The sequence below is a fragment of the Micromonospora narathiwatensis genome, from assembly GCF_900089605.1.
Taxonomy (GTDB): domain Bacteria; phylum Actinomycetota; class Actinomycetes; order Mycobacteriales; family Micromonosporaceae; genus Micromonospora; species Micromonospora narathiwatensis.
The window spans coordinates 4,376,747-4,396,851 of record NZ_LT594324.1 but is presented as its reverse complement, the minus strand read 5'-3'; the positions used below and the strand labels follow the sequence as shown (position 1 = coordinate 4,396,851).

The window sequence follows — 20,105 nt, the reverse complement described above, 5'->3', positions numbered from 1 at the left end:
CGCCGTCAAATTGTGATCGACAACTTGTGATCGACGCGAACGCGCTTCGGCCGCGTCGGGCAGCAATACGCCCCGGCCGATGATCCGGCCGGGGCGTGCGGCTTGCGGTGGTGCGATCAGGCAGAGTGAGCGCGCAGTACGCGGAAACCGCCGCGGCGCTTGACCGCGCGGCGTTCCTCCTCGCTCATTCCGCCCCAGACGCCGGCGTCCTGACCGGACTCCAGCGCCCACTGCAGGCACTGGTCGGTCACCGGGCAGCGCCTGCAGACGGCCTTGGCCTGCTCCACCTGCAGGAGGGCCGGACCGGACGTCCCGATCGGGAAGAACAGCTCCGGGTCCTCGTCGCGGCAGACGGCATCGTGGCGCCAGTCCATGGCGGCAACACTCCTCATTCTTAAGTGGGTGGCCAGATAACGCTTTGGTGCTTTTCCTATATGCATCCGCGTTGCCGATTGGTGACGGTCAGCATCCATCAATTCGGCGCTGCGTGAGCAGGCTGCGGGTCCCAAGACCTGCCGGAAGAGCTCAACCTGCCGAGCATATCCAGGCAATGTCCCGGTAACACAAGTTCGCTTGTGAATACTTTCACGAACTTCGGCGATGTCAAGGGTGCCGCTCGGAAAAACTCCGAACCGTGAGCGGGCTCACCACCCTTTTGTCCGGGTTTCAGAGCGCTCTGGTTACCCGGCGTACCACAGTCGAGGATCAATGTAGTACAGTCTGCGTGACATTGCTGACATTTCCGGCACCTTTCGTCGGGTGTGGCGGCGACCTCTCGGGGGGTGGTCGCCGCGTCAACCGACGGGAGTACCCGAGACCTAGCAGATTACTCTCAGTGCGGCCGGAACGGATGCGAATCTAACTTTCTCCCGCTCGCCCAGGTAGTCCCCGTCGAGCTGGAATGCCAGCGGACGGGCCGAGAGCAGGGTGAACTCCGACACGTCGTGCAGTCGGAGCGCCTGCCGGCCGTGCGGATCGGGCCGACTGGAGAAGAACTGCGTCACCGTACGTGCGGTGCTGCCCACCCGGAGTTGTCGCATCGCGAGTACGTCCAGCCCGAGGTCGAACGACGCCTCCGGGTTCGGGTTGATCTCCCGTTCCCCCAGATAGGTCCAGGGCGCGGTGTTCTGGATGATGACGGTGGCCAATTCGGCCTCCGCGCTCTCGCCCGGACGCTCCAGGGTGATCGACGGGTGCCGGCGGTCCGAGGCGAGGAAGTACTGGCTCACCGTCGAGCGCAGGTAGAGCGCCGGCGTGGAGACCCGGCCCCGCCGGCGGGCCTGCTCGACCCGGTGGATCACCGCCGCGTCGATGCCGAAGCCGGCGCAGAAGGTGAAGTAGCGGTCGTCCGCGCGGCCCAGGCCGATGGTGCGGGACCGGCCCAGGCGCAGCCCCTCGAGGATCATGCTGGTCCCGTCGGGCCACTCCCGCGGCAGGCCGAGCGCGCGGGCGAAGACGTTGGTCGAGCCCCCCGGGACGGTGGCCAGCGCCGGCAACCGCTCCGCCGGGGTCTCCCCGGTGCGGAAGGTCGGCGGCTCGGCGGTCATCAGGCCGTTCACCACCTCGTTGACCGTGCCGTCGCCGCCGAGCGTGACCACCAGGTCGACGCCCTCCTCGGCCGCCTCCCGGGCCAGGTCCGTGGCGTGGCCGCGCCGGCGCGTGTAGCGCACCGACAGGTCGACTTCGCTGCGCAGCGCCCGGACCAGGACGTCCCGACTGCGTTCGCTGGTGGTGGTGGCCTTCGGGTTGACCACCAGGACGGCCCGCATGGGCGGCACTGTACCGCGACTACCCACGGGTATCGTGTCGCCCGTGACGATCGACTCCGACCCGGTCCCCGCCACACTCCGCTGGGCGGTCTGGCTGCTGCGCGCCGAGGCGGTGGCGCTCGGCCTGGTCGCGGCGTGGCTGATCTGGTCCGACCTGACCGCGCGTAGCACCGATCTCACCTCGGCGCTGTGGGTGACCGCGTTCGCGGTGGCCGGGGCGGCGGCGCTCTGGGCCCTCGGCGGTGCGCTGGTACGCCGCCGGGCGGGCGCCCGGGCGCCGGCCATCGTGCTCCAGCTCATGCTGCTGCCGGTGGGCTGGTACATGATCCAGGGCGGGCTGGGCTGGCTGGGGCTGCCGCTGATCGCGCTCGGCCTCGGGGTCAGCGGGCTGCTGGTCAGCTCGCCGACCAACCGCGCGCTCGGCTTCGACTGACCCGCGCCGGCCGCCGGCGGTGGGCCGGTCAGTAGCCGGAGCGGCGGGTCAGCAGCGAGATGGTGGCGCGGCCGTCGGCGGCCCGGGCGGACGCCGAGGTGGTCAGCGCGGTCAGCACCTTCCAGGCGAAGGACGACTCGGAGGGGAGCATGGCTCCCCGGACGGTCGGCACGGTCACCTCGACGGTGAGCGCGTCCTCGGTGACCGCGAACCGGCACTCCAACTCGGCGTTCCGGGTGGCGATGGCGAGCAGCATCGCGCACGCCTCGTCGACCGCGATACGCAGGTCCTCGATCTCGTCGAGGGCGAACTGGAGCCGGGCCGCGAGGCCGGCCGTGGCGGTGCGCAGCACGCCGAGATAGCCGCCGTCGGCGGGCACGGTGAGGTGCACGACATCGTCGTCGGTCGTCGGCTGGCCGGTCAGTTGAGTCACGCCTCATCCCCCCGGTGCGGGACTCTACCCGCTCAGGCGTCGGGGTATGTGACGGCCGTCGCCTTCCCGGCGAGTTCGTGTAACGCCGTGCCGGTGAGCCGGTACGGGACCCACTCGTCCATCGGGGTCGCGCCGATTGCCGCGTAGAAGCGGGCCGCCGGGTTCCAGTTGAGCATCCACCACTCCAGCCGCCGGTAGCCGCGCTCGACGCAGATCGCGGCCAGGGTGGCGAGCAGCCGACGGCCGACGCCGGTGCCCCGGGCCGCCGGCCGGACGTACAGGTCCTCCAGGTAGATGCCGTGCACGCCCTCCCAGGTGGAGAAGTTGAGGAACCAGAGGGCGAAGGCGACCGGCTGGTCCGTCGCGTCCACCGCGACGTGCCCGAAGAGCGCGGGGCCCCGACCGCTCGGCGCGGCCGGGAAGAGCGCGGCGGCGAGCTGCTCCCCGGTGAGGTGGCACTGCTCCGGGGCCCGCTCGTAGTCGGCGAGTTCGTGCACCATCGCGACGACGGCCGGCACGTCCTCGGGACGCGCCGGCCGGATCGTCGGTGCCTGGTCGGCCAGGGTCACGCCTGCTTGGTCTCCCAGAAGATCTTCGAGATCTCGTCGATCTTGGAGAGCAGCTCGTCGGCCTTGGCCGGGTCGGTCGCGCCCTTGGCGCCGGCCGCGCCGGCCATCTTGGTGGCCTCGTTGAAGAGCTGGTGCAGGTGCGGGTACTTCTCGAAGTGCGCCGGCTTGAAGTAGTCGGTCCAGAGCACCCAGAGGTGGTGCTTGACCAGCTCGGCGCGCTGCTCCTTGATCAGGATGGCCCGGGTGCGGAACTCCGGGTCGGTGTTCGCCTGGTACTTCTCACAGATCATTTTGACCGACTCGGCCTCGATCCGGGCCTGCGCGGGGTCGTAAACGCCGCACGGCAGGTCGCAGTGGGCGCTGACGGTCACACGGGGCGTGAGGATGCGGGGAAGGCGCATCAGGGTCCTCCATGGGATGTTTGCGATGATCCAAGCCGACATTACTCCTGGAGATGCTCCCCGGCGGGCGGGAGGTGAAACCGGTGGGCGCCGCGAACGGCTCGACCCCGCCCGTGCTGCGCGGCCCGTTGGCGGCCGTGCTGGTCACCGGCCCCTCCATGGTTCCGACGCTGCGACACGGGGACGCGCTGCTGGTGCGTACCGGCGGTCGGGCGGTGCGCCCCGGCGACGTGGTGGTCGCGGTCTTCCGCAGCCGCCCCGACCTGCTCGTGGTCAAGCGCGCGGTCCGCCCGCAGGACGGCGGCTGGTGGCTACGCGGCGACAACGACCTGGTCACCGACGACTCCCGGGCCTACGGGGTGGCCGACGTACGGGGCCGGGTGGTGGCCCGCTACTGGCCGCGCCCCGGGCTGGTCAACGGTCGACAGCGGTGGATATGACCCCGCTCACACGCGAGTGACGGGTGCCTGACTATGCTCGGAAAGTGCCCGGGTGACCCCCCGCACCGCCGCCCCGCTGGCCGCTGACCATCGCGCGCCGAGCCGGCCGGTCCGTCTGCTCGACAGATCCTGGAGTCACCATGTCTACGTCCACCCCGGACCCCGCTGATCCCGTCTTCCGGTTGCACACCGGCGGCAAGATGGCCGTCACCTCGACCGTGCCGCTCACCAGCCGGGAGGACCTCTCCCTGGCGTACACCCCGGGGGTGGCCCGGGTGTGCGAGGCGATCGCCGCCGATCCCGCCCTCGCCGACGAGTACACCTGGGTGTCGCACACCGTCGCCGTGGTCACCGACGGCTCCGCCGTACTCGGCCTGGGCAACATCGGCCCGCGCGCGGCGCTGCCGGTGATGGAGGGCAAGGCGGTGCTGTTCAAGCAGTTCGCGGGCGTGGACGCGGTCCCGATCTGTCTGGACACCCAGGACGTCGACGAGATCGTCGCGACGGTCCGGGCCCTCGCTCCCTCGTTCGGCGGGATCAACCTGGAGGACATCAGCGCACCGCGCTGCTTCGAGGTGGAACGCCGGCTGGACGAGGCGCTGCCGATCCCGATCTTCCACGACGACCAGCACGGCACCGCGATCGTGGTGCTGGCGGCGTTGCGCAACGCGGCGACCCTGCTCAACCGCAAGCTCGGCGACCTGCGGGTGGCGGTGAGCGGGGCCGGAGCCGCCGGCGTGGCGGTGACGAAGATGCTGATCGCCGGGGGAGTGAACCCGGACCAGGTGGTCGTCTGCGACTCCAAGGGCATCCTCGGCCGGCACCGCGAGCTGACCGGGACCAAGGCCGAGCTGGCCGAGACCACCAACGCCGACGGCCGGCAGGGGGACATCACCGAGGCGCTGCGCGACGCGGACGTGCTGGTCGGCGTCTCCGGCGGGCAGATCCCGGAGGCGGCGGTGGCCGGGATGGCTCCCGGCGGCATCGTCTTCGCGCTGGCCAACCCCACCCCCGAGGTGCATCCCGAGGTGGCCGCCCGGCACGTCGCCGTGGTCGCCACCGGGCGCAGCGACTACCCCAACCAGATCAACAACGTGCTCGCCTTCCCCGGCGTGTTCCGGGGCGCGCTGGACGCCCGGGCCACCCGGATCACCGAGGGGATGAAGGTGGCCGCTGCCGACGCCATCGCCGGCGTGGTCGCGGAGACGCTCACCCCGGAGGCCGTCGTGCCCTCGCCGCTCGACCCGCGCGTCGCCCCGGCGGTCGCCGAGGCGGTCGCCGAGGCCGCCCGCCACGACGGGGTCGCCCGCCGCTGACGGGTGGCGAACGGGCCGGGGCCTCCCTCGGCCCGTTCGCCCTTCGTGTCGGCCGCTCGGCTTGTTACGGTGCCGATCATGCGTGCCGCCTTTGCCTCCGCCTTCGACGCCGACAACCCGCTCGCCACCCTCACCGTCGGCGACCGCCCCGAGCCGACCCACCCCGATCCGGACTGGGTCACCGTGCGGGTGCGGGCCAGCTCGCTCAACCACCACGACCTCTGGTCGCTGCGCGGGGTGGGGCTCACCGGCGACCAGCTCCCGATGATCCTCGGCTGTGACGCCGTCGGCACCGACCCGGACGGCAACGAGGTGGTCATCTACCCGGTGGTGCCCACCCCGGGCGACCCGCGCGGGGTCTCGATCCTCTCCGAGCACTTCCCCGGCACCTTCGCCGAGCGGGTGGCCGTACCCCGGATGAACCTGCTGCCGCTGCCGGCCGGCCTGTCGGCGACCGACGCGGCCTGCCTGCCCACGGCCTGGCTCACCGCGTGGCGGATGCTCACCACGAAGGGCCGGGTGGCCGACGGCGAGTCGGTGCTGGTGCAGGGGGCCGGCGGGGGCGTGGCCACCGCCGCCGTCGCGCTCGGCGTCGCGCTCGGCAAGCGGGTGTACGCGACCAGCCGCGACGCCGCGAAGCGGGAGCGGATCGCCGAGTTGGGCGCGACCGCGCTGGAGCCGGGTGCCCGGCTGCCCGAGCGGGTCGACGTGGTGATCGAGACGGTCGGGGCGGCCACCTTCGACCACTCGTTGAAGTCGGCCGCGCCGATGGCCCGGATCGTGGTCTCCGGCGCCACCTCCGGCCACGAGCCCAAGATCAACCTGCGTCGGGTCTTCGCCATGCAGTTGGAGATCCTCGGCACCTCGATGGGCAGCCCGGACGAGCTGACCGAGCTGCTCGCGTTCTGCGCCGAGCACGCCGTACGCCCGGTGGTCGACAGCGTGGTGCCGTTCAGCCGGATCGAGGAGGGCTTCGCCCGCCTCGCCTCGGGCGAGGTCTTCGGCAAGGTGGTCATCGACCACACCGCCTGACCGCGCGGCCCTGGTCAGAGGTGGTCGTCGAGAGTGGCCAGGCCGCCACGGGTGGCGTCGGCGGGGAGGCGTCGTTTCGCCGCCGCGTCCGCGTAGAGCGTCCAGCGCAGGAACTCGACGGTGGTGTCGGCGACCACCCGCAGCGCCGCGCCGTCGGTGAGCAGGGCCCGGCCGTGGTCGCCCTTCGGCAGGCTGAGCATCGCCTTCGGCCAGGGCACCGCGTCGTAGACCGCCTTGCCGGCGGCGTAGTCCACCACCTCGTCGGCCTGGCCGTGCACGAAGAGTTGCGGCGCGGCGGCCCCGGCGAAGGCGGTGCCGACGCCGAGCGCCGTCCCGGCGAAGACGATGCCGGCGTCGAGTCGCTCGTCCCGGCCGGCGGTGAACAGCCCGACCGTGGTCACCCCGCCCGCGCTGTGCCCGGCCGCGGCCACCCGGTCGACGGCCAGCCGGCCGTGCAGCGGGTCGTCCGGCTTCTCGTCGGCGGCCAGCACCTGGGTCAGCGCGTACGACACGTCGGCGGGCTGGTTCAGCACGTCGAGCACGTTGCCGTCGCTGCCCGTGCTGGTGTGCGGGAACCGGGGCGCGGCCACCACGAACCCGGCCGCCGCCCACCGGCTCAGCAGCGGCTGGTAGTCCTCCGGCTGGGCCCCCAGCCCGTGGCTGAACATCACCACCGGGAACCGCCCGTCCGCCGCCGGCGCGGACCGCTCGGGCGCCCCGCCGGCCGCACCCCGGGCCGGATACCAGAGGACCACCGGAAGGGCGCGGTGGCCGTCGCGGTTCAGCTTGAGCTGGCGTACGCCGACGGCGAAGCTCTCGGTGGGTGCGTGCCCGGCGGGTGGCCGCGCCGCCGGGGTGGTCGCCTTCGGCGACGCGCTCGGGGCGGTGCGCTCGGCCGGGACGGTGCCGCCTGAACAGCCGGTCAGGGCCGCGGTGAGCAGGGCGGCGGTGACCAGGGCGGCACGGCGACGGAGCATGAGGACGATTCTGCCTCGCCGTCCGGGGCGGCCGGCCGGCATCGGCTCAGGCCGGCTGTCACCTTCCACGCGGCTCGGACACGCTGCTCCGGAGGCGGGCCAGGTCGGCGGCGTCCTTGGCGCGACGTGGCCGCGTCGGCATCCAGACCGGGAACATCTCCTTGAACTCGATCTGCGCGGCCACGCTGATGATCGGCGCGGCCAGCGGGCCGATCCGGCCCGGCCGGGCGTCCAGCATCCCGTCGGGCAGTGGCGTGCCGGCCCACGGCCCGGCGCCCACCACCACCCGGCCCTCGGCGTCCCGGTCGAGGTACGCGAAGCTCAGCTCGACGTCGTCCCGGAGCAGGTCGAGCTGGGTCGTGGCCGGCATCCGTGGGTCGGGTCGCCAGTCCTTTCCGGCGAGCAGGGCCGCCAGCGCGGCGGCGTCGCGCCGCCAGCAGTACCAGTCGACGTCGACGTGCGGCCGGGTCACCGCGCCGAGGTGGAAGTCCATCGCCCAGCCGCCGCGCAGCCACACCCCGATGCCGGCCCGTTCCGCCAGCGCGGTCACCTCGCGGATGGCGTCGAGTTGCCGCCCCGCCAGCCCGTCACCGTCCATCCGGCCACGCTAGCGTCCGCCGGCCGACCGCGCCGTCCCGCGACGGTCGCGGGTCGGTCGCGGGTCGGTCGCGGGGCGGTCTCCGGTCGTCGTGCGGTGGAGCGGCGGCCGTGCGGTGGAGCGGTGGCTTCCGCGGTGTCCGTGGCCTGTGCGGTGTCAGCGGGGGAGGCGGCTGGTGAGCGTGGTGACGCCGGATAGCTGGGCGTCGGCGGGGAGCCGGCGCAGGGCGGCCCGGTCGTCGTAGAGGGTCCAGCGGAGGAAGTCGATGGTGGCGGCGAGGACCTGGACGAAGCCGGGGCGGCCCGGGATCAGGTACTCGCCGTGGCCCTGACCGGGGAGGCTCAGGAAGGCGGCCGGCCCGAGGGCGCGGGCGTACCCGGCCCGGCCGACCGGCTCCGGCACGACCGGGTCGGCGCTACCGTGCACGAACAGCAGCGGGGCGATCGGGCCGGCGAAGCTGCCGGCCAGTCCGCCGCCGGCGATCACGATTCCCGCGTGCAGCCGCGCCGAGTGCCCGGAGGTGAACATGCCGGCCGTGGTGAAGCCGCCCGCCGAGTGCCCGGCCGCGCCGAACCGGTTGACGGCCAGGTGCCCGGCGAGCGGGTCGCCACGGCGGGCGTCGAGACGTACCAGGTGGCGGATCAGCCGCCAGCCGTCGGCGGGCTGGTTGCGGACGTCCGCCCGGGTGAAGTCGCGCGCCCGCAGGTTGGTACGCGGAAATGTCGGCGCGGCCACCACGAAGCCGGCGGCGGCCCAGCGGGTGGTCAGCGGGGCGTGCAACTCGGGCAGGCTGCGCAGCCCGTGGCTGTAGATCACCACCGGGAAGCGTCCGGCGGCCACCGGCGCGCCCGGGCGGACCACCGGCGCGCTCGGGGACGGCGTGGCCACGGGCATCGTGAGGGTGGGTGCCGCCGTCGCGGGGACGGGCGGCGCGGTCGGCTCCACCGGATACCAGACGGTGACCGGCAACGGCCGGGGGCTGCCCGGGTCGACGACGAACTGCCGCACCCCGACGGCGTACGCCCGCTGCGGTGACGGCTGGCCGGTGGGCGGCTCCGGAACCTCGGTCGTGGCCGGACCGCACCCCGCGAGCAGCGCCGTCACCAACGCGGCGACCAGCCGCTGCAACCTCACCCTTTCACGGTAGGCGGCCGGGTGGCCGGTGCGGCCCGGACGTCCGGACCGGGCGTCGCCGACACCCGGCCGACGTCCCTCCACCGGCCGGACGGTGTTGTCGTCATCGGCACGGTGCGAGAACGTCCGGGTGGACGAGCTTCGCTAGGGTCACGCGCATGGCTGAGAACTACACCGACCCGAGCGGCAACACCGCGCAGTTCCGTGCGTTCGTCGATTCGCCCGACCCGGCAGCGGCGGCGGCGGAGAAGGCACCCTCCCGGCTGCCGCTGTTCGCCGGCATCGGCGCCGCCGTCGTGGTCATCGCCCTGGTCGCCTGGCTGGCGTTGGCCTGAGCCCCGCCGCCGGGAGCCGTCGCTGTCCGCTCGGACAGCCGCGTACCCGGTTCGTGACGCTGTGGACCTGATGTCGTGAACGACTCGGGCCCGATGCCGGCTGCCCGCGCCTGTGCTCGGTCGGATCGGTGACGGCCAGTTGGGTGGACAGCCCGCCGCATCGGTGAATCGTTTGCGATATCAGGTCCACAGCGAGCGGATACCCAGGTGCCGCCCGCCCGCCGGCAACTCAGCCGGGCGAGCCGAGCACGTCCCGGGTCTCCCGGGCGATCTCGCGCTCCTCGTCGGTGTTGACCACGCAGACCGCGACCTCGGCGCCGTCCGGGGAGATCACCCGGTCGCCGCTGCCGTCGTTGCGGGCCGGGTCGACGGCGATCCCGAGCCGCTCCAGGCCGGCCAGCGACGCGGCCCGGACCGGCGCCGCGTGCTCGCCGACGCCGGCGGTGAAGGTGACCGCGTCGACCCGCCCGAGCAGGGCGTAGTAGGCGCCCACGTATCCGGTGATCCGGCGGCGGTAGACGTCGAAGGCGAGCGCGGCGGCCGGGTCGCCGGCGTCCCGGCGGGCCAGCACCTCGCGCATGTCGTTGACCCCGGTCAGCCCGAGCAGGCCGCTGCGGTGGTTGAGCAGGTCGTCGATCTCGTCCACGCCCATCCCGGCCTCGCGGCGTAGATGGAAGATGATCGTCGGATCCAGGTCACCACTGCGGGTGCCCATGACCAGGCCCTCCAGCGGGGACATGCCCATCGAAGTGGCCACGCTGCGTCCGCCGCGGACCGCGCAGGCGCTCGCCCCGTTGCCCAGGTGCAGGGTGATCGTGTTCAGCTCCGCGTACGGCCGGTCGAGCAGCTCGGCGGTGCGTCGGGAAACGTACGAGTGCGAGGTGCCGTGGAAGCCGTACCGGCGGATGCCCCACCGCTCGGCGGTGTCCCGGTCGATGGCGTACGTGGCGGCGGCCTCGGGCAGCGTGTGGTGGAACGCGGTGTCGAAGACGGCGACCTGCGGAGTGTCCGGCAGCGCCTCCCGAGCCACCCGGATGCCGGCCAGGTTGGCCGGGTTGTGCAGCGGCGCGAGCGGCACCAGGTCCTCGATCGCGGCGATCACCCCGTCGTCGATCAGCACCGGCTCGCTGAACCTCCGCCCGCCGTGCACCACCCGGTGCCCGACCCCGGCCAGCCCGTCGAGGTCGAGCCGAGCGATGATCTCCCGTACCGAGCTCTCGTGGTCGACCGGGCCACCGCCCGGCTCGCCGATCCGCTCGACGGTGCCCTTGTCGCGGACCTCCTCGCCGTCGTACAGCCGGTACTTGACCGACGACGACCCGCAGTTGAGGACCAGGATCCGGTCGGTCACGCGACCTCCTCCGACGACGCGGCGGCCTGGATGGCGGTGATCGCCACCGTGTTGACGATGTCCGGCACGGTGGCGCCCCGGGAAAGGTCGTTCACCGGGCGCCGCAGGCCCTGCATGACCGGGCCGACCGCCACCGCGCCGGCCGACCGCTGCACCGCCTTGTACGTGTTGTTGCCGGTGTTCAGGTCCGGGAAGATGAACACCGTGGCCCGCCCCGCCACCGGGCTGTCCGGCAGTTTGGTGGCCGCCACCTGCGGGTCGATCGCCGCGTCGTACTGGATCGGGCCCTCCACCAGCAGCTCCGGCCGGCGTTCCCGGACCAGCTTGGTGGCTGCGGCGACCTTCTCCACGTCCGCGCCGAAGCCGGACTCGCCGGTCGAGTACGACAGCATCGCCACCCGGGGCTCGATGCCGAACCGGGCCGCCGTGTCGGCCGACGAGATGGCGATGTCGGCGAGCTGCGCGGCGTCCGGGTCCGGGTTGACCGCGCAGTCGCCGTAGACCAGCACCCGGTCGGCGAGCAGCATGAAGAAGACGCTGGAGGCGACCGAGACGCCCGGCACGGTCCGGATGATCTCGAAGGCCGGCCGGATGGTGGCCGCGGTGGTGTGGGTGGCGCCGGAGACCATGCCGTCGGCGTGCCCGGTCTGCACCATCATGGTGCCGAAGTAGTTGGGCTGGGCCACGATGTCGTGGGCCAGTTCGAGGCTCAGGCCCCGGTGTGCGCGGAGCTTCGCGTACTCGACGGCGAACTCGTCCCGCCACGGGCTGGTCACCGGGTCGACCACCTGCGCGCCGCCGATGTCCACGCCCAGTTCCCGGGTACGCCGGGCGATGTCGTCGGGGCGGCCGAGCAGGGTGAGGTCGGCGACGCCCCGGCGGAGCAGGATCTCCGCCGCGCGCAGGATGCGTTCCTCCGCGCCCTCCGGCAGCACCAGCCGCCGACGCCGCGTCCGGGCCCGGTCGATCAGGTCGTTCTCGAACATCAGCGGGGTGACCCGGCTGGAGCGGCCGACCCGCAGCCGGCCGGCCAGGTCGACGGTGTCCACGCAACGTTCGAAGGCGCCGAGCGCGGCCTCCACCTTGCGCGGGTTCGCGGTGCTGGGGCGGCCCTCGATCCGGCTGGACGCCGAGACCGTGTCGTAGCTGTCGCTGGTCACCGAGAGCACGGCCAGCCCGGTGTTCAGCCGCTCGACCAGCCGCATCGCCCGCGGGTCGGGCTGCTCGCCGAGGGTGAGCACCAGGCCGGCCAGGGAGACCTGCCCGGCCACGTGCGCCGCGCCGGCCGCCACCAGCAGGTCGGCCCGGTCGCCGGGGGTGATCACCAACGCCCCGTCGGTCAGGTGGTCGAGCAGGGTGGGCACGTGTGCCGCGCCCACCACGTAGTCGAGCACGTCCCGGTCGAGCGCGTCGTCGTCGCCGGAGAGCAGGGTGGCGCCGAGCGCCGCCGCCACCTCGGCCACCGTCGGCGCCGACACGGCCGGCACCTCCGGGATCGCGTACGCGGGGACGGGCAGCTCGGGCAGCGCCATCGGCCCGGGCACCCGGTTGGCCACCACGGCCACCACGGTCGCGCCCAGGTCCGTCAGGTCGTGGTACGCCCCGCGCGCCGCCGCCGCGATCGTCTCGGGCTGCTGGCCGAACCCGTCGACCACGGGCACCACCACGCTGCCGAACTCGGTGGCCAGCCGGGCGTTGAAGGCCAGCTCGCGAGGACCGGCACCGTCCCCGTCGGCGAAGTCGCTGCCCACCACGACCACCGCCGGGCAGCGTCGCTCGACCTCGCGGTAACGGGCGACGATCCGGGAGATCAGCTCCTCCCGCCGTCCGTCGGCGACCAACGCGGTGGCCTCCGCGTACGTCGAGCCGTGCAGCTCGTCGATCGGCAGCTCCACCCGGTAGCGCTCGGTGAGCAGGGCCAGGATCTGGTCGGGGCCGGTGCCGGGTACCAGTGGCCGGAACGCGCCGATCCGCTCGACCTGCCGGGACAGCAGCTCGGCCAGCCCGAGCGCGACGGTCGACTTGCCACCACCCGAACCCACACCGGTCACGTACACGCTTCGCGCCACGGCCTCACGCTACAAGATCGCGGTGTCCCCCGCCCGGGTCCTTGGGCCCGGGCCGACCGGGCGCGACCAGTGGTCGGCTCACCCGCCGGCCGGCGCCAGCTCCCGCTCGTACACCTGCCCGGTCAGGTCCACTCCGAAGCTGTGGTGGGGCTCCTCCTCGATCAGCCGGAAGCCGCGGGAGAGATAGATCCGGCGGGCGGCGATCAGGGGGTGATTGGTCCAGAGCCGCATCCGGGTGTACCCCGCGCGCCGGGCGAAGGCGAGGCACTCGTCGACGAGCCGGCCGCCGACCCGGCGTCCCCGGGCCGCCGGGTCCACCAGCAGGATCCGGAGCTGCGCCGTCCGCTCGTCCGCGGCCACGCAGAAGACGCAGCCCACCCGCTCGCCGTCGACCTCGGCGATCCAGGCGGCCTCCCGGGCCGCGTCGTGACCGGCGGCGTAGTCGGCCACGATCCGGGCCACGAGTGCCTCGAAGCTGGTGTCCCAGCCGAACTCGGCGGCGTACATCTCGCCGTGGGCCATCACCACCCAGCCCAGGTCACCGGGACGACCCAGCGGACGAACGAGGATTTCCGAGCTCATCGACACCCCTCCTCAACTGAAACAGTCGTTTCAGTGGCAGAGTAGCGCTGTGACGGAGCACGAGCGACCCCCCAGCGCCCGCCGGGACGAACTCACCGAGCGGGCCTACCGGTACGCGCTGGAGCACGGGCTGACGGAACTGTCGCTGCGCCCGCTCGCCGCCGCCATCGGGTCCAGTCCCCGGGTACTGCTCTTCCTCTTCGGCTCCAAGGACGAGCTGATCCGCGCCCTGCTCGCCCGCGCCCGCGCCGACGAGCTGGCGGCGCTGCGTCGGGTCCGGGAGGCGGGCGGGCACGACGACTTCGCCGCTGCGGTGCGGACGACGTGGCGGTGGCTCGTGGATCCGGCGCACCGACCGTTGCTGGTCCTCTGGCTCCAGGCGTACGCCCGCTCGCTCAGCGAGCCGGACGGGCCCTGGGCGGGTTTCGCCCGGCAGACGGTGGAGGACTGGCTCGGCCTGCTGGCCGACGTCCACGGCGAGGCTGGCGGCGACCACCCTGCCGGCGGCACCGATCCTGCCCTCGGGTTGGCGCTGCTGCGCGGTGCCCTGCTCGACCTACTGGCCACCGGCGACGCCGAGCGCGCGACGGCGGTCGTCGAGCGGTACCTGGGCCTGATCGGGGCAGCGGCCCGGTAACCCTGGCCGGCGCTGTCGGCCTACTCCTCGTCCTCGTCGTCCAGCCGGGCCAGCCAGGTGGCGAAGCGCTCGATCGGGGTCTCGAACTCCGGGTTCAGGTCGACGAAGTCGCGCAGCCGCTCGCCCAGCCACTCCAGGCTGACCTGCTCGTCGCCCCGGCGCTCGACCAGCTCCTCGATGCCACGGTCGGTGAAGTACAACGGTTCGTCCTCTCGAAAACGGCGTCGTCACACGAGGCGGGGCAGCGGCCGTCGTAACGGTCGCTGCCCCGGTGTCTCGCGGCGCGGTCAGGTCACGGGCGGGGAAGAGCCGCCTCGATCAGCGCGGTCTGCTCGACCTCGTGCATCTTCGCCGAGCCGACCGCCGGGGCGGCGGCGGCCGGACGGGAGATGCGGCGCAGCCGGACGTCGCTCAGGTGCTCCAGCAGGTTGAGCGCGACGAACGACCAGGCACCCTGGTTGGCCGGCTCCTCCTGGACCCAGGCGAAGTCCTCGGCGTTCGGGTACTGCGCCAGGGCGGCCCGGATCTCCTCGACGGGCAGCGGGTAGAGCTGCTCCATCCGCAGGATCGCGGTGTCCGTGACGCCCCGCTCCTGCCGGGCCTGGAACAGGTCGTAGTAGACCTTGCCCGAGCAGAGCAGCACCCGCTTCACCTGCTCCGGCGCCGGGGCGGCGGTGTCCCGCAGGACCGGCTCGAAGGTGCCCGAGGTGAAGTCCTCCACCGGCGACACGCAGAGCTTGTGCCGCAGCAGCGACTTCGGCGTGAACACCACCAGCGGCTTGCGCTTCGGCGACAGGGCCTGGCGACGCAGCAGGTGGAAGTAGTTCGCCGGGGTGGTCGGGATGGCCACCCGCATGTTGTCCTCGGCGCAGAGCTGGAGGAACCGCTCCGGACGGCCGGAGGTGTGGTCCGGGCCCTGGCCCTCGTGGCCGTGCGGCAGCAGCAGGGTGACCGCGGAACGCTGGCCCCACTTCACCTCGCCGGAGGAGATGAACTCGTCGATCACCGACTGGGCGCCGTTGACGAAGTCACCGAACTGGGCTTCCCAGCAGACCAGCGCGTTGACGTTCTCCACCGAGTAGCCGTACTCGAAGCCCATCGCGGCGTACTCGGACAGCAGCGAGTCGTGGACGAAGAAGCGGGAGCGTTCGCCGTCGCCGGTGAGCGACTTGAGCGGGAGGTAGTCGTCGCCGGTCTTCGAGTCGACGATCGAGGCGTGCCGCTGGACGAAGGTGCCGCGCCGGGAGTCCTGCCCGGCGAGCCGGACGGTGACCCCGTCGTGCAGCAGCGCGCCGAACGCGATGATCTCGCCGAAGCCCCAGTCGATGCCGCCCTCGACGGACATCTTGGCCCGCCGGTCCAGCAGCTGCTGGATGCGCTTGTGCGGGGTGAAGCCCTCGGGGAGGTTGACGTGCGCCTCGCCGATCGCCTTGACCACGGCGGTGTCTGTGGCGGTGTCGACCCGCGGCTCCGGCTCCTCCTCGCGGCGGGGCCGGCTGAGCTGGCGTGGCGTGGTGGCCGCGTCGCGGGTGGCCTTGAAGACCCGCTCCAGCTGCGCCTGGTAGTCGCGCAGCAGTTCCTCGGCGTCCTCCACGGTGATGTCACCCCGCCCGATGAGCTCCTCGGTGTAGAGCTTCCGGACCGACCGCTTCGAGTCGATGATCTTGTACATCTGTGGGTTGGACATCGACGGGTCGTCGCCCTCGTTGTGCCCGCGCCGGCGGTAGCAGACCATGTCGATCACGACGTCCTTGTTGAACGCCTGCCGGTACTCGAAGGCGAGCCGGGCCACCCGGACGACCGCCTCCGGGTCGTCGCCGTTGACGTGGAAGATGGGCGCCTGGATCATCCGGGCGACGTCGGTGCTGTAGAGGCTGGAGCGGCTGTATTCCGGGGCGGTGGTGAAGCCGACCTGGTTGTTGACCACCACGTGCACCGTGCCGCCGGTGCGGTAGCCCCGCAGCTGCGACAGGTTGAGCGTCTCGGCGACCACGCCCTGGCCGGCGAAGGCCGCGTCACCGTGCACCGCCAGCGGCAGCACGGTGTAGCCCTCCAGCTTGAGGTCTATCCGGTCCTGCTTGGCCCGGACGATGCCCTCCAGCACCGGGTCCACGGCCTCCAGGTGCGACGGGTTCGCCACCACCGACACCTTGACCGCGTGCTCGCCGTCCGGGGTGGTGAACTTGCCGTTCTGGCCGAGGTGGTACTTCACGTCGCCCGAGCCCTGGGTGGAGCGCGGGTCGAGGTGCCCCTCGAACTCGGAGAAGATCTTCTCGTACGGCTTGCCGACGATGTTGGCCAGTACGTTGAGCCGGCCGCGGTGGGCCATGCCGATGACGACCTCGTCCAGCCCGGCCTCGGCGGAGCACTCCAGCACCTCGCCGAGGAGCGGGATCAGCGACTCGCCGCCCTCCAGCGAGAAGCGCTTCTGGCCGACGTACTTGGTCTGCAGGAAGGTCTCGAACGCCTCGGCGGCGTTGAGCCGGTTGAGCACGTGCTTCTGCTCGTCCCGGTTCGGCTTCTCGTACTTGCGCTCGATCCGCTCCTGGATCCAGCGGCGCTCCTCCGGGTCCTGGATGTGCATGTACTCGATGCCGACCCGGCGGCAGTACGAGTCGCGCAGCACGCCGAGGATCTCGCGCAGCTTCATCCGCTGCCGGCCGGCGAAACCGTTGACCGGGAAGACCCGGTCCAGGTCCCACAGGGTCAGCCCGTGCTGGAGGACGTCCAGGTCCGGGTGCTTGCGGATCTTGAATTCCAGCGGGTCGGTGTCGGCCATCAGGTGGCCGCGCACCCGGTACGCGTGGATCAGCTCGTGCGCCCGCGCGGTCTTGTTGATCTGGCCCTCGGAGTTGACGGCCACGTCCTGCACCCAGCGCACCGGCTCGTACGGGATGCGCAGCGAGGTGAAGATCTGGTCGTAGAAGCCGTGCTCGCCGAGCAGCAGCTCGTGCATCACCTTGAGGAACTCGCCCGACTGCGCGCCCTGGATGATCCGGTGGTCGTACGTGCTGGTCAGCGTGATGATCTTGCTGACCGCCAGCTCGGCCAGGGTGGCCTCGCTCATCCCCTGGTACGGCGCCGGGTACTCCATCGCGCCGACGCCGATGATGGCGCTCTGCCCCTGCATCAGGCGCGGGATCGAGTGGACCGTGCCGATGCCGCCCGGGTTGGTCAGCGAGATGGTGGTGCCGGAGTAGTCCTCCATGGTCAGCTCGTTGCGGCGGGCGCGTCGGACCACGTCCTCGTACGCCTGCCAGAACTGCCGGAAGTCCATCTGCTCGCAGGCCTTGATGGAGGGCACCACGAGGTTGCGGGAGCCGTCCGGCTTGGCCAGGTCGATGGCGATGCCCAGGTTGACGTGCTCCGGGCGGACCATCGCCGGCTTGCCGTCGACCTCGGCGAAGGAGTTGTTCATCTCCGGGTGCTCGACCAGCGCCCGGACCATCGCGTAGCCGATGAGGTGGGTGAAGCTCACCTTGCCGCCGCGGCCGCGGGCCAGGTGGTTGTTGATCACGATGCGGTTGTCCACCAGCAGCTTCGCCGGGACCGCGCGGACGCTCGTGGCGGTCGGGACGGCGAGCGAGGCGTCCATGTTCTGCACGATCTTGGCGGCGACGCCGCGCAGCGGGGTGGTGCCGGCGGCGCTGGCGGTCGGGGCCTTGGCGGCGGGCTTCGCGGCCGGCTTGGCGGCGGGCTTCGCGGGGGCCTTCACGACGGGGGCCGGCTTGGCCGGGGCGGGCTGCTGGGCGACGCTGGCGACGGCCTCCTGCTGCTCACCGGGCTCGGGGCGGGCGGCCGGCTTGGCCTTGCCGTCGGGGCGCGGGGTGGCGGCGCCCGGTGCGGGCCGGTAGTCGGCGAAGAAGTCGTGCCAGGCCGAGTCCACGCTCGAGGGGTCGGCGAGATAGCGCTGGTACATCTCCTCGACGATCCACTCGTTCGGGCCGAAACCCGCCAGTGGGTTCTCCTGCGAAGTTTGCTGGGTCGACACGGCCGCTGATCGCCTCTTTCACGCGGGTTCGTATGCACGCGGTGTCCGTCGGTGCCCGGAAATGGGCGCACGGACGGCTCCCAGGCTACGCCGTACGAATGCGGTGGGCATTCTCGCCTCCGGCTGGTGGTCCGTTTCACAGAAGATGCCAGAAGTTCGGCAAACCCTGCGGGTCCCGCCGCCTCCTGCTATGCGACGACCGGCCCTGAGTGGTGACGCAGGGTCACCGCCCAGGGCCGGTCGAGGCTCGGTTCAGGAGATGTCGCGGCGACGGATGGTCAGCACTCCGATCACGCCGGCCACCACGGCGTACCCGATCAACACCGCGGCGCCCGCCCAGCGTGGCGGGTTGCCGGGGATCTCGGCCCCGCTCACCATCAGGCTCGACGCCAGCGAGGGGACCAGCAGCTGGAGCTTGTTGATCCACTCGCCGAACCGCTGCGCCAGCAGGCCGATGGCGATGGCGGCGCCGATGGTGCCACCCAGGTAGAGCAGGATGCCGGTCACCGTGGCGCCGATCTGGCTGCGGATGAGCACGCCGATCCCGACCCCCAGCACCGACCAGAGCAGGTAGGCCAGGCCGTTGAGCGCGACCGCCCGCCAGACCGCCCCGTTGCCGAACTGGGAGCCGACGTCCACCGCGTTCAGCACCAGCGGGGCGACGATCAGGTTGAGCAGCGTGGTGCCCAGCCAGAACAGCAGCGCGAGCACGCCCGCGGCGGCCAGCTTGGCCAGCATCACCGCGGCGCGGTGGGGCGCGGTGAGGAAGGTGGTGGTCACCGTCTGGTGGAAGAACTCGCTGGTCACCACGACGATGCCGAGCAACATCACGATGAGCAGGCCGAAGAACTGGCCGCTGGTGTAGAGGTTGGCGGCCAGGCTGTCCACGCTGGCGACCGCCTGCACCTGGTCGGCCTGATCGGCCGGCACCTCGCCGATGTTTCCGCTGGTCAGGGCGTCGGCCTGCAACCAGTTGAAGAACACCGCGAGGGCCCAGAGCGGCAGGGTGATGAGCCCGAAGATCCACCAGGTGCTGGTCGTACGGATCTTGATCAGCTCGGATCGGACCAGGTTCATCGGATGTCCGCCTTTCCGGCCGTCAGTTCGAGGAAGACCCCCTCCAGGTCGGGGCGCTCCGTGGTCAGCTCGTGCAGCTCCACCTTGGCGGCCAGGGCGACCCGGCCGACCGTCGGGGCGTCCACCCCGGTGACCAGCAGCGCGCCGTGCTCGTCGGTGGCCACGGTGGCCGCCTGCTCGCGTAGCGCCGTGGTCAGCTCCTCGGCCTGCGGGGTGCGGACCCGTACCCGGGTGCCGTGCGTCATCGAGCCGATCACCTGCTCCACCGGCCCCTGCCGGACCAGCTTGCCGGCCGCGATGATCACCACGTCGTCGGCGAGCAGCTGCATCTCGGAGAGCAGGTGGCTGGAGACCAGCACCGTCCGTCCCTCAGCGGCCAGCCCCTTGAGGAAGCCGCGCATCCAGCGGATGCCCTCCGGGTCGAGGCCGTTGGCCGGCTCGTCGAGGATCAGCACCTGCGGGTTGCCGAGCATCGCGGCGGCGATGCCGAGCCGCTGCTTCATGCCCAGCGAGTAGCCCTTGAACTTGCGCTTCGCGGCCGGGGTCAGCCCGACCAGCGCGAGCGCCTCGTCGGCCCGCTCACGGGGCAGGCCGGCCGCCGCGCAGATCACCCGCAGGTGGTTGATCCCGGTACGGCCCTTGTGTGCGCTGGACGCCTCCAGCACCGCGCCCACCGAGCGCAGCGGGTCGGCCAGGTCGGCGTACCGGTGGCCGCCGATGGTGGCCCCGCCGGCGGTCGGGGTGACCAGGTTGAGCAGCATGCGCAGGGTGGTGGTCTTGCCGGCGCCGTTCGGGCCGAGGAAGCCGGTCACCCGCCCGGGCTGGACGGTGAAGGACAGATTGTCGACCGCCCGCACGTTCTTGTACTGCTTGGTCAGCCCGGACACCACGATCTGGCCGGTTCCGGCACTGGGGCTTGACTGCCCGTCGGACATCATTCTCCTCTCCTGGCACGGCGCGC

At 72.2% G+C, this 20,105-nt stretch carries 21 protein-coding genes; 6 read left to right on the top strand and 15 right to left on the bottom strand.

Going from position 1 to position 20,105, the window contains the following annotated elements; genetic code table 11:
• Positions 1-116: 116 nt before the first annotated feature.
• A complete protein-coding gene (locus GA0070621_RS18920; RefSeq protein WP_089005422.1) occupies positions 117-374 on the bottom strand; it encodes a WhiB family transcriptional regulator in 258 nt (85 codons plus the stop codon).
• A 444-nt stretch (positions 375-818) separates the two neighbouring features.
• The gene (locus GA0070621_RS18915; protein WP_091197721.1) at positions 819-1,769 is read right to left on the bottom strand and encodes a diacylglycerol/lipid kinase family protein; all 951 of its coding nucleotides are present in this window, start codon (positions 1,767-1,769) and stop codon (positions 819-821) included.
• Between GA0070621_RS18915 and GA0070621_RS18910 the strand changes: the two genes are divergently transcribed.
• Positions 1,768-2,202, top strand: a complete 435-nt coding sequence (locus GA0070621_RS18910) for a hypothetical protein (RefSeq protein WP_407940297.1) — start codon at positions 1,768-1,770, stop codon at positions 2,200-2,202. The genes GA0070621_RS18915 and GA0070621_RS18910 overlap by 2 nt on opposite strands.
• A gap of 28 nt (positions 2,203-2,230) precedes the next feature.
• Here GA0070621_RS18910 and GA0070621_RS18905 read toward each other — a convergent pair whose 3' ends face one another.
• From GA0070621_RS18905 to sodN, 3 genes are all read right to left on the bottom strand, one after another.
• Positions 2,231-2,635 (bottom strand): ATP-binding protein, encoded by a 405-nt coding sequence (locus GA0070621_RS18905; protein ID WP_091197715.1) that lies wholly within the window; start codon positions 2,633-2,635, stop codon positions 2,231-2,233.
• Positions 2,636-2,667: 32 nt separating this feature from the next.
• A complete protein-coding gene (locus GA0070621_RS18900) occupies positions 2,668-3,135 on the bottom strand; it encodes a GNAT family N-acetyltransferase (RefSeq protein WP_091202612.1) in 468 nt (155 codons plus the stop codon).
• A gap of 65 nt (positions 3,136-3,200) precedes the next feature.
• Positions 3,201-3,605, bottom strand: a complete 405-nt coding sequence (sodN, locus tag GA0070621_RS18895) for a superoxide dismutase, Ni (RefSeq protein WP_091197712.1) — start codon at positions 3,603-3,605, stop codon at positions 3,201-3,203.
• Between the two features lie 83 nt (positions 3,606-3,688).
• Between sodN and GA0070621_RS18890 the strand changes: the two genes are divergently transcribed.
• From GA0070621_RS18890 to GA0070621_RS18880, 3 genes are all read left to right on the top strand, one after another.
• Positions 3,689-4,045, top strand: coding sequence for a S24/S26 family peptidase (locus tag GA0070621_RS18890; RefSeq protein WP_167667057.1), 357 nt, complete (start codon positions 3,689-3,691; stop codon positions 4,043-4,045).
• Positions 4,046-4,185: 140 nt separating this feature from the next.
• On the top strand, positions 4,186-5,361 hold the full coding sequence (locus tag GA0070621_RS18885; RefSeq protein WP_091197708.1) for an NAD(P)-dependent malic enzyme: 1,176 nt from the start codon (positions 4,186-4,188) through the stop codon (positions 5,359-5,361).
• A gap of 69 nt (positions 5,362-5,430) precedes the next feature.
• Positions 5,431-6,393, top strand: a complete 963-nt coding sequence (locus tag GA0070621_RS18880) for a zinc-binding dehydrogenase (RefSeq protein ID WP_197673911.1) — start codon at positions 5,431-5,433, stop codon at positions 6,391-6,393.
• Between the two features lie 14 nt (positions 6,394-6,407).
• Here the strand turns inward: GA0070621_RS18880 and GA0070621_RS18875 are convergent, their stop codons facing one another.
• The 3 genes from GA0070621_RS18875 to GA0070621_RS18865 all read right to left on the bottom strand — a co-directional run bounded on the left by GA0070621_RS18875 (position 6,408) and on the right by GA0070621_RS18865 (position 9,102).
• Positions 6,408-7,370, bottom strand: coding sequence for an alpha/beta hydrolase family protein (locus GA0070621_RS18875; RefSeq protein ID WP_091197705.1), 963 nt, complete (start codon positions 7,368-7,370; stop codon positions 6,408-6,410).
• A gap of 58 nt (positions 7,371-7,428) precedes the next feature.
• Entirely contained in the window at positions 7,429-7,968 is a 540-nt protein-coding gene (locus tag GA0070621_RS18870; protein ID WP_091197702.1) for a nucleotidyltransferase domain-containing protein, read from the bottom strand.
• A gap of 156 nt (positions 7,969-8,124) precedes the next feature.
• Positions 8,125-9,102 (bottom strand): alpha/beta hydrolase family protein, encoded by a 978-nt coding sequence (locus GA0070621_RS18865; RefSeq protein ID WP_091202608.1) that lies wholly within the window; start codon positions 9,100-9,102, stop codon positions 8,125-8,127.
• 158 nt (positions 9,103-9,260) lie between these two features.
• Between GA0070621_RS18865 and GA0070621_RS30070 the strand changes: the two genes are divergently transcribed.
• Complete coding sequence (locus GA0070621_RS30070; protein ID WP_167667056.1) at positions 9,261-9,437, top strand: hypothetical protein; 177 nt, start codon at positions 9,261-9,263, stop codon at positions 9,435-9,437.
• 229 nt (positions 9,438-9,666) lie between these two features.
• Here the strand turns inward: GA0070621_RS30070 and GA0070621_RS18860 are convergent, their stop codons facing one another.
• From GA0070621_RS18860 to GA0070621_RS18850, 3 genes are all read right to left on the bottom strand, one after another.
• Positions 9,667-10,788, bottom strand: a complete 1,122-nt coding sequence (locus GA0070621_RS18860) for an acetate/propionate family kinase (protein ID WP_091197698.1) — start codon at positions 10,786-10,788, stop codon at positions 9,667-9,669.
• A complete protein-coding gene (pta, locus tag GA0070621_RS18855) occupies positions 10,785-12,857 on the bottom strand; it encodes a phosphate acetyltransferase (protein ID WP_091197695.1) in 2,073 nt (690 codons plus the stop codon). Before pta ends, GA0070621_RS18860 begins: the two co-directional genes overlap by 4 nt.
• A 78-nt stretch (positions 12,858-12,935) precedes the next feature.
• On the bottom strand, positions 12,936-13,439 hold the full coding sequence (locus GA0070621_RS18850; protein WP_091202607.1) for a GNAT family N-acetyltransferase: 504 nt from the start codon (positions 13,437-13,439) through the stop codon (positions 12,936-12,938).
• 49 nt (positions 13,440-13,488) lie between these two features.
• Between GA0070621_RS18850 and GA0070621_RS18845 the strand changes: the two genes are divergently transcribed.
• A complete protein-coding gene (locus tag GA0070621_RS18845; RefSeq protein ID WP_091197691.1) occupies positions 13,489-14,076 on the top strand; it encodes a TetR/AcrR family transcriptional regulator in 588 nt (195 codons plus the stop codon).
• A 20-nt stretch (positions 14,077-14,096) separates the two neighbouring features.
• On the opposite strand, the gene GA0070621_RS18840 is transcribed toward GA0070621_RS18845, so the two are convergent.
• From GA0070621_RS18840 to GA0070621_RS18825, 4 genes are all read right to left on the bottom strand, one after another.
• Complete coding sequence (locus GA0070621_RS18840) at positions 14,097-14,276, bottom strand: DUF6104 family protein (protein WP_091197688.1); 180 nt, start codon at positions 14,274-14,276, stop codon at positions 14,097-14,099.
• A 92-nt stretch (positions 14,277-14,368) separates the two neighbouring features.
• Positions 14,369-18,067, bottom strand: coding sequence for a multifunctional oxoglutarate decarboxylase/oxoglutarate dehydrogenase thiamine pyrophosphate-binding subunit/dihydrolipoyllysine-residue succinyltransferase subunit (locus GA0070621_RS18835; protein ID WP_091197685.1), 3,699 nt, complete (start codon positions 18,065-18,067; stop codon positions 14,369-14,371).
• A 252-nt stretch (positions 18,068-18,319) separates the two neighbouring features.
• On the bottom strand, positions 18,320-19,144 hold the full coding sequence (locus tag GA0070621_RS18830; RefSeq protein ID WP_091197681.1) for an ABC transporter permease: 825 nt from the start codon (positions 19,142-19,144) through the stop codon (positions 18,320-18,322).
• A complete protein-coding gene (locus GA0070621_RS18825; RefSeq protein ID WP_091202605.1) occupies positions 19,141-20,079 on the bottom strand; it encodes an ABC transporter ATP-binding protein in 939 nt (312 codons plus the stop codon). Before GA0070621_RS18825 ends, GA0070621_RS18830 begins: the two co-directional genes overlap by 4 nt.
• Positions 20,080-20,105 lie beyond the last annotated feature (26 nt).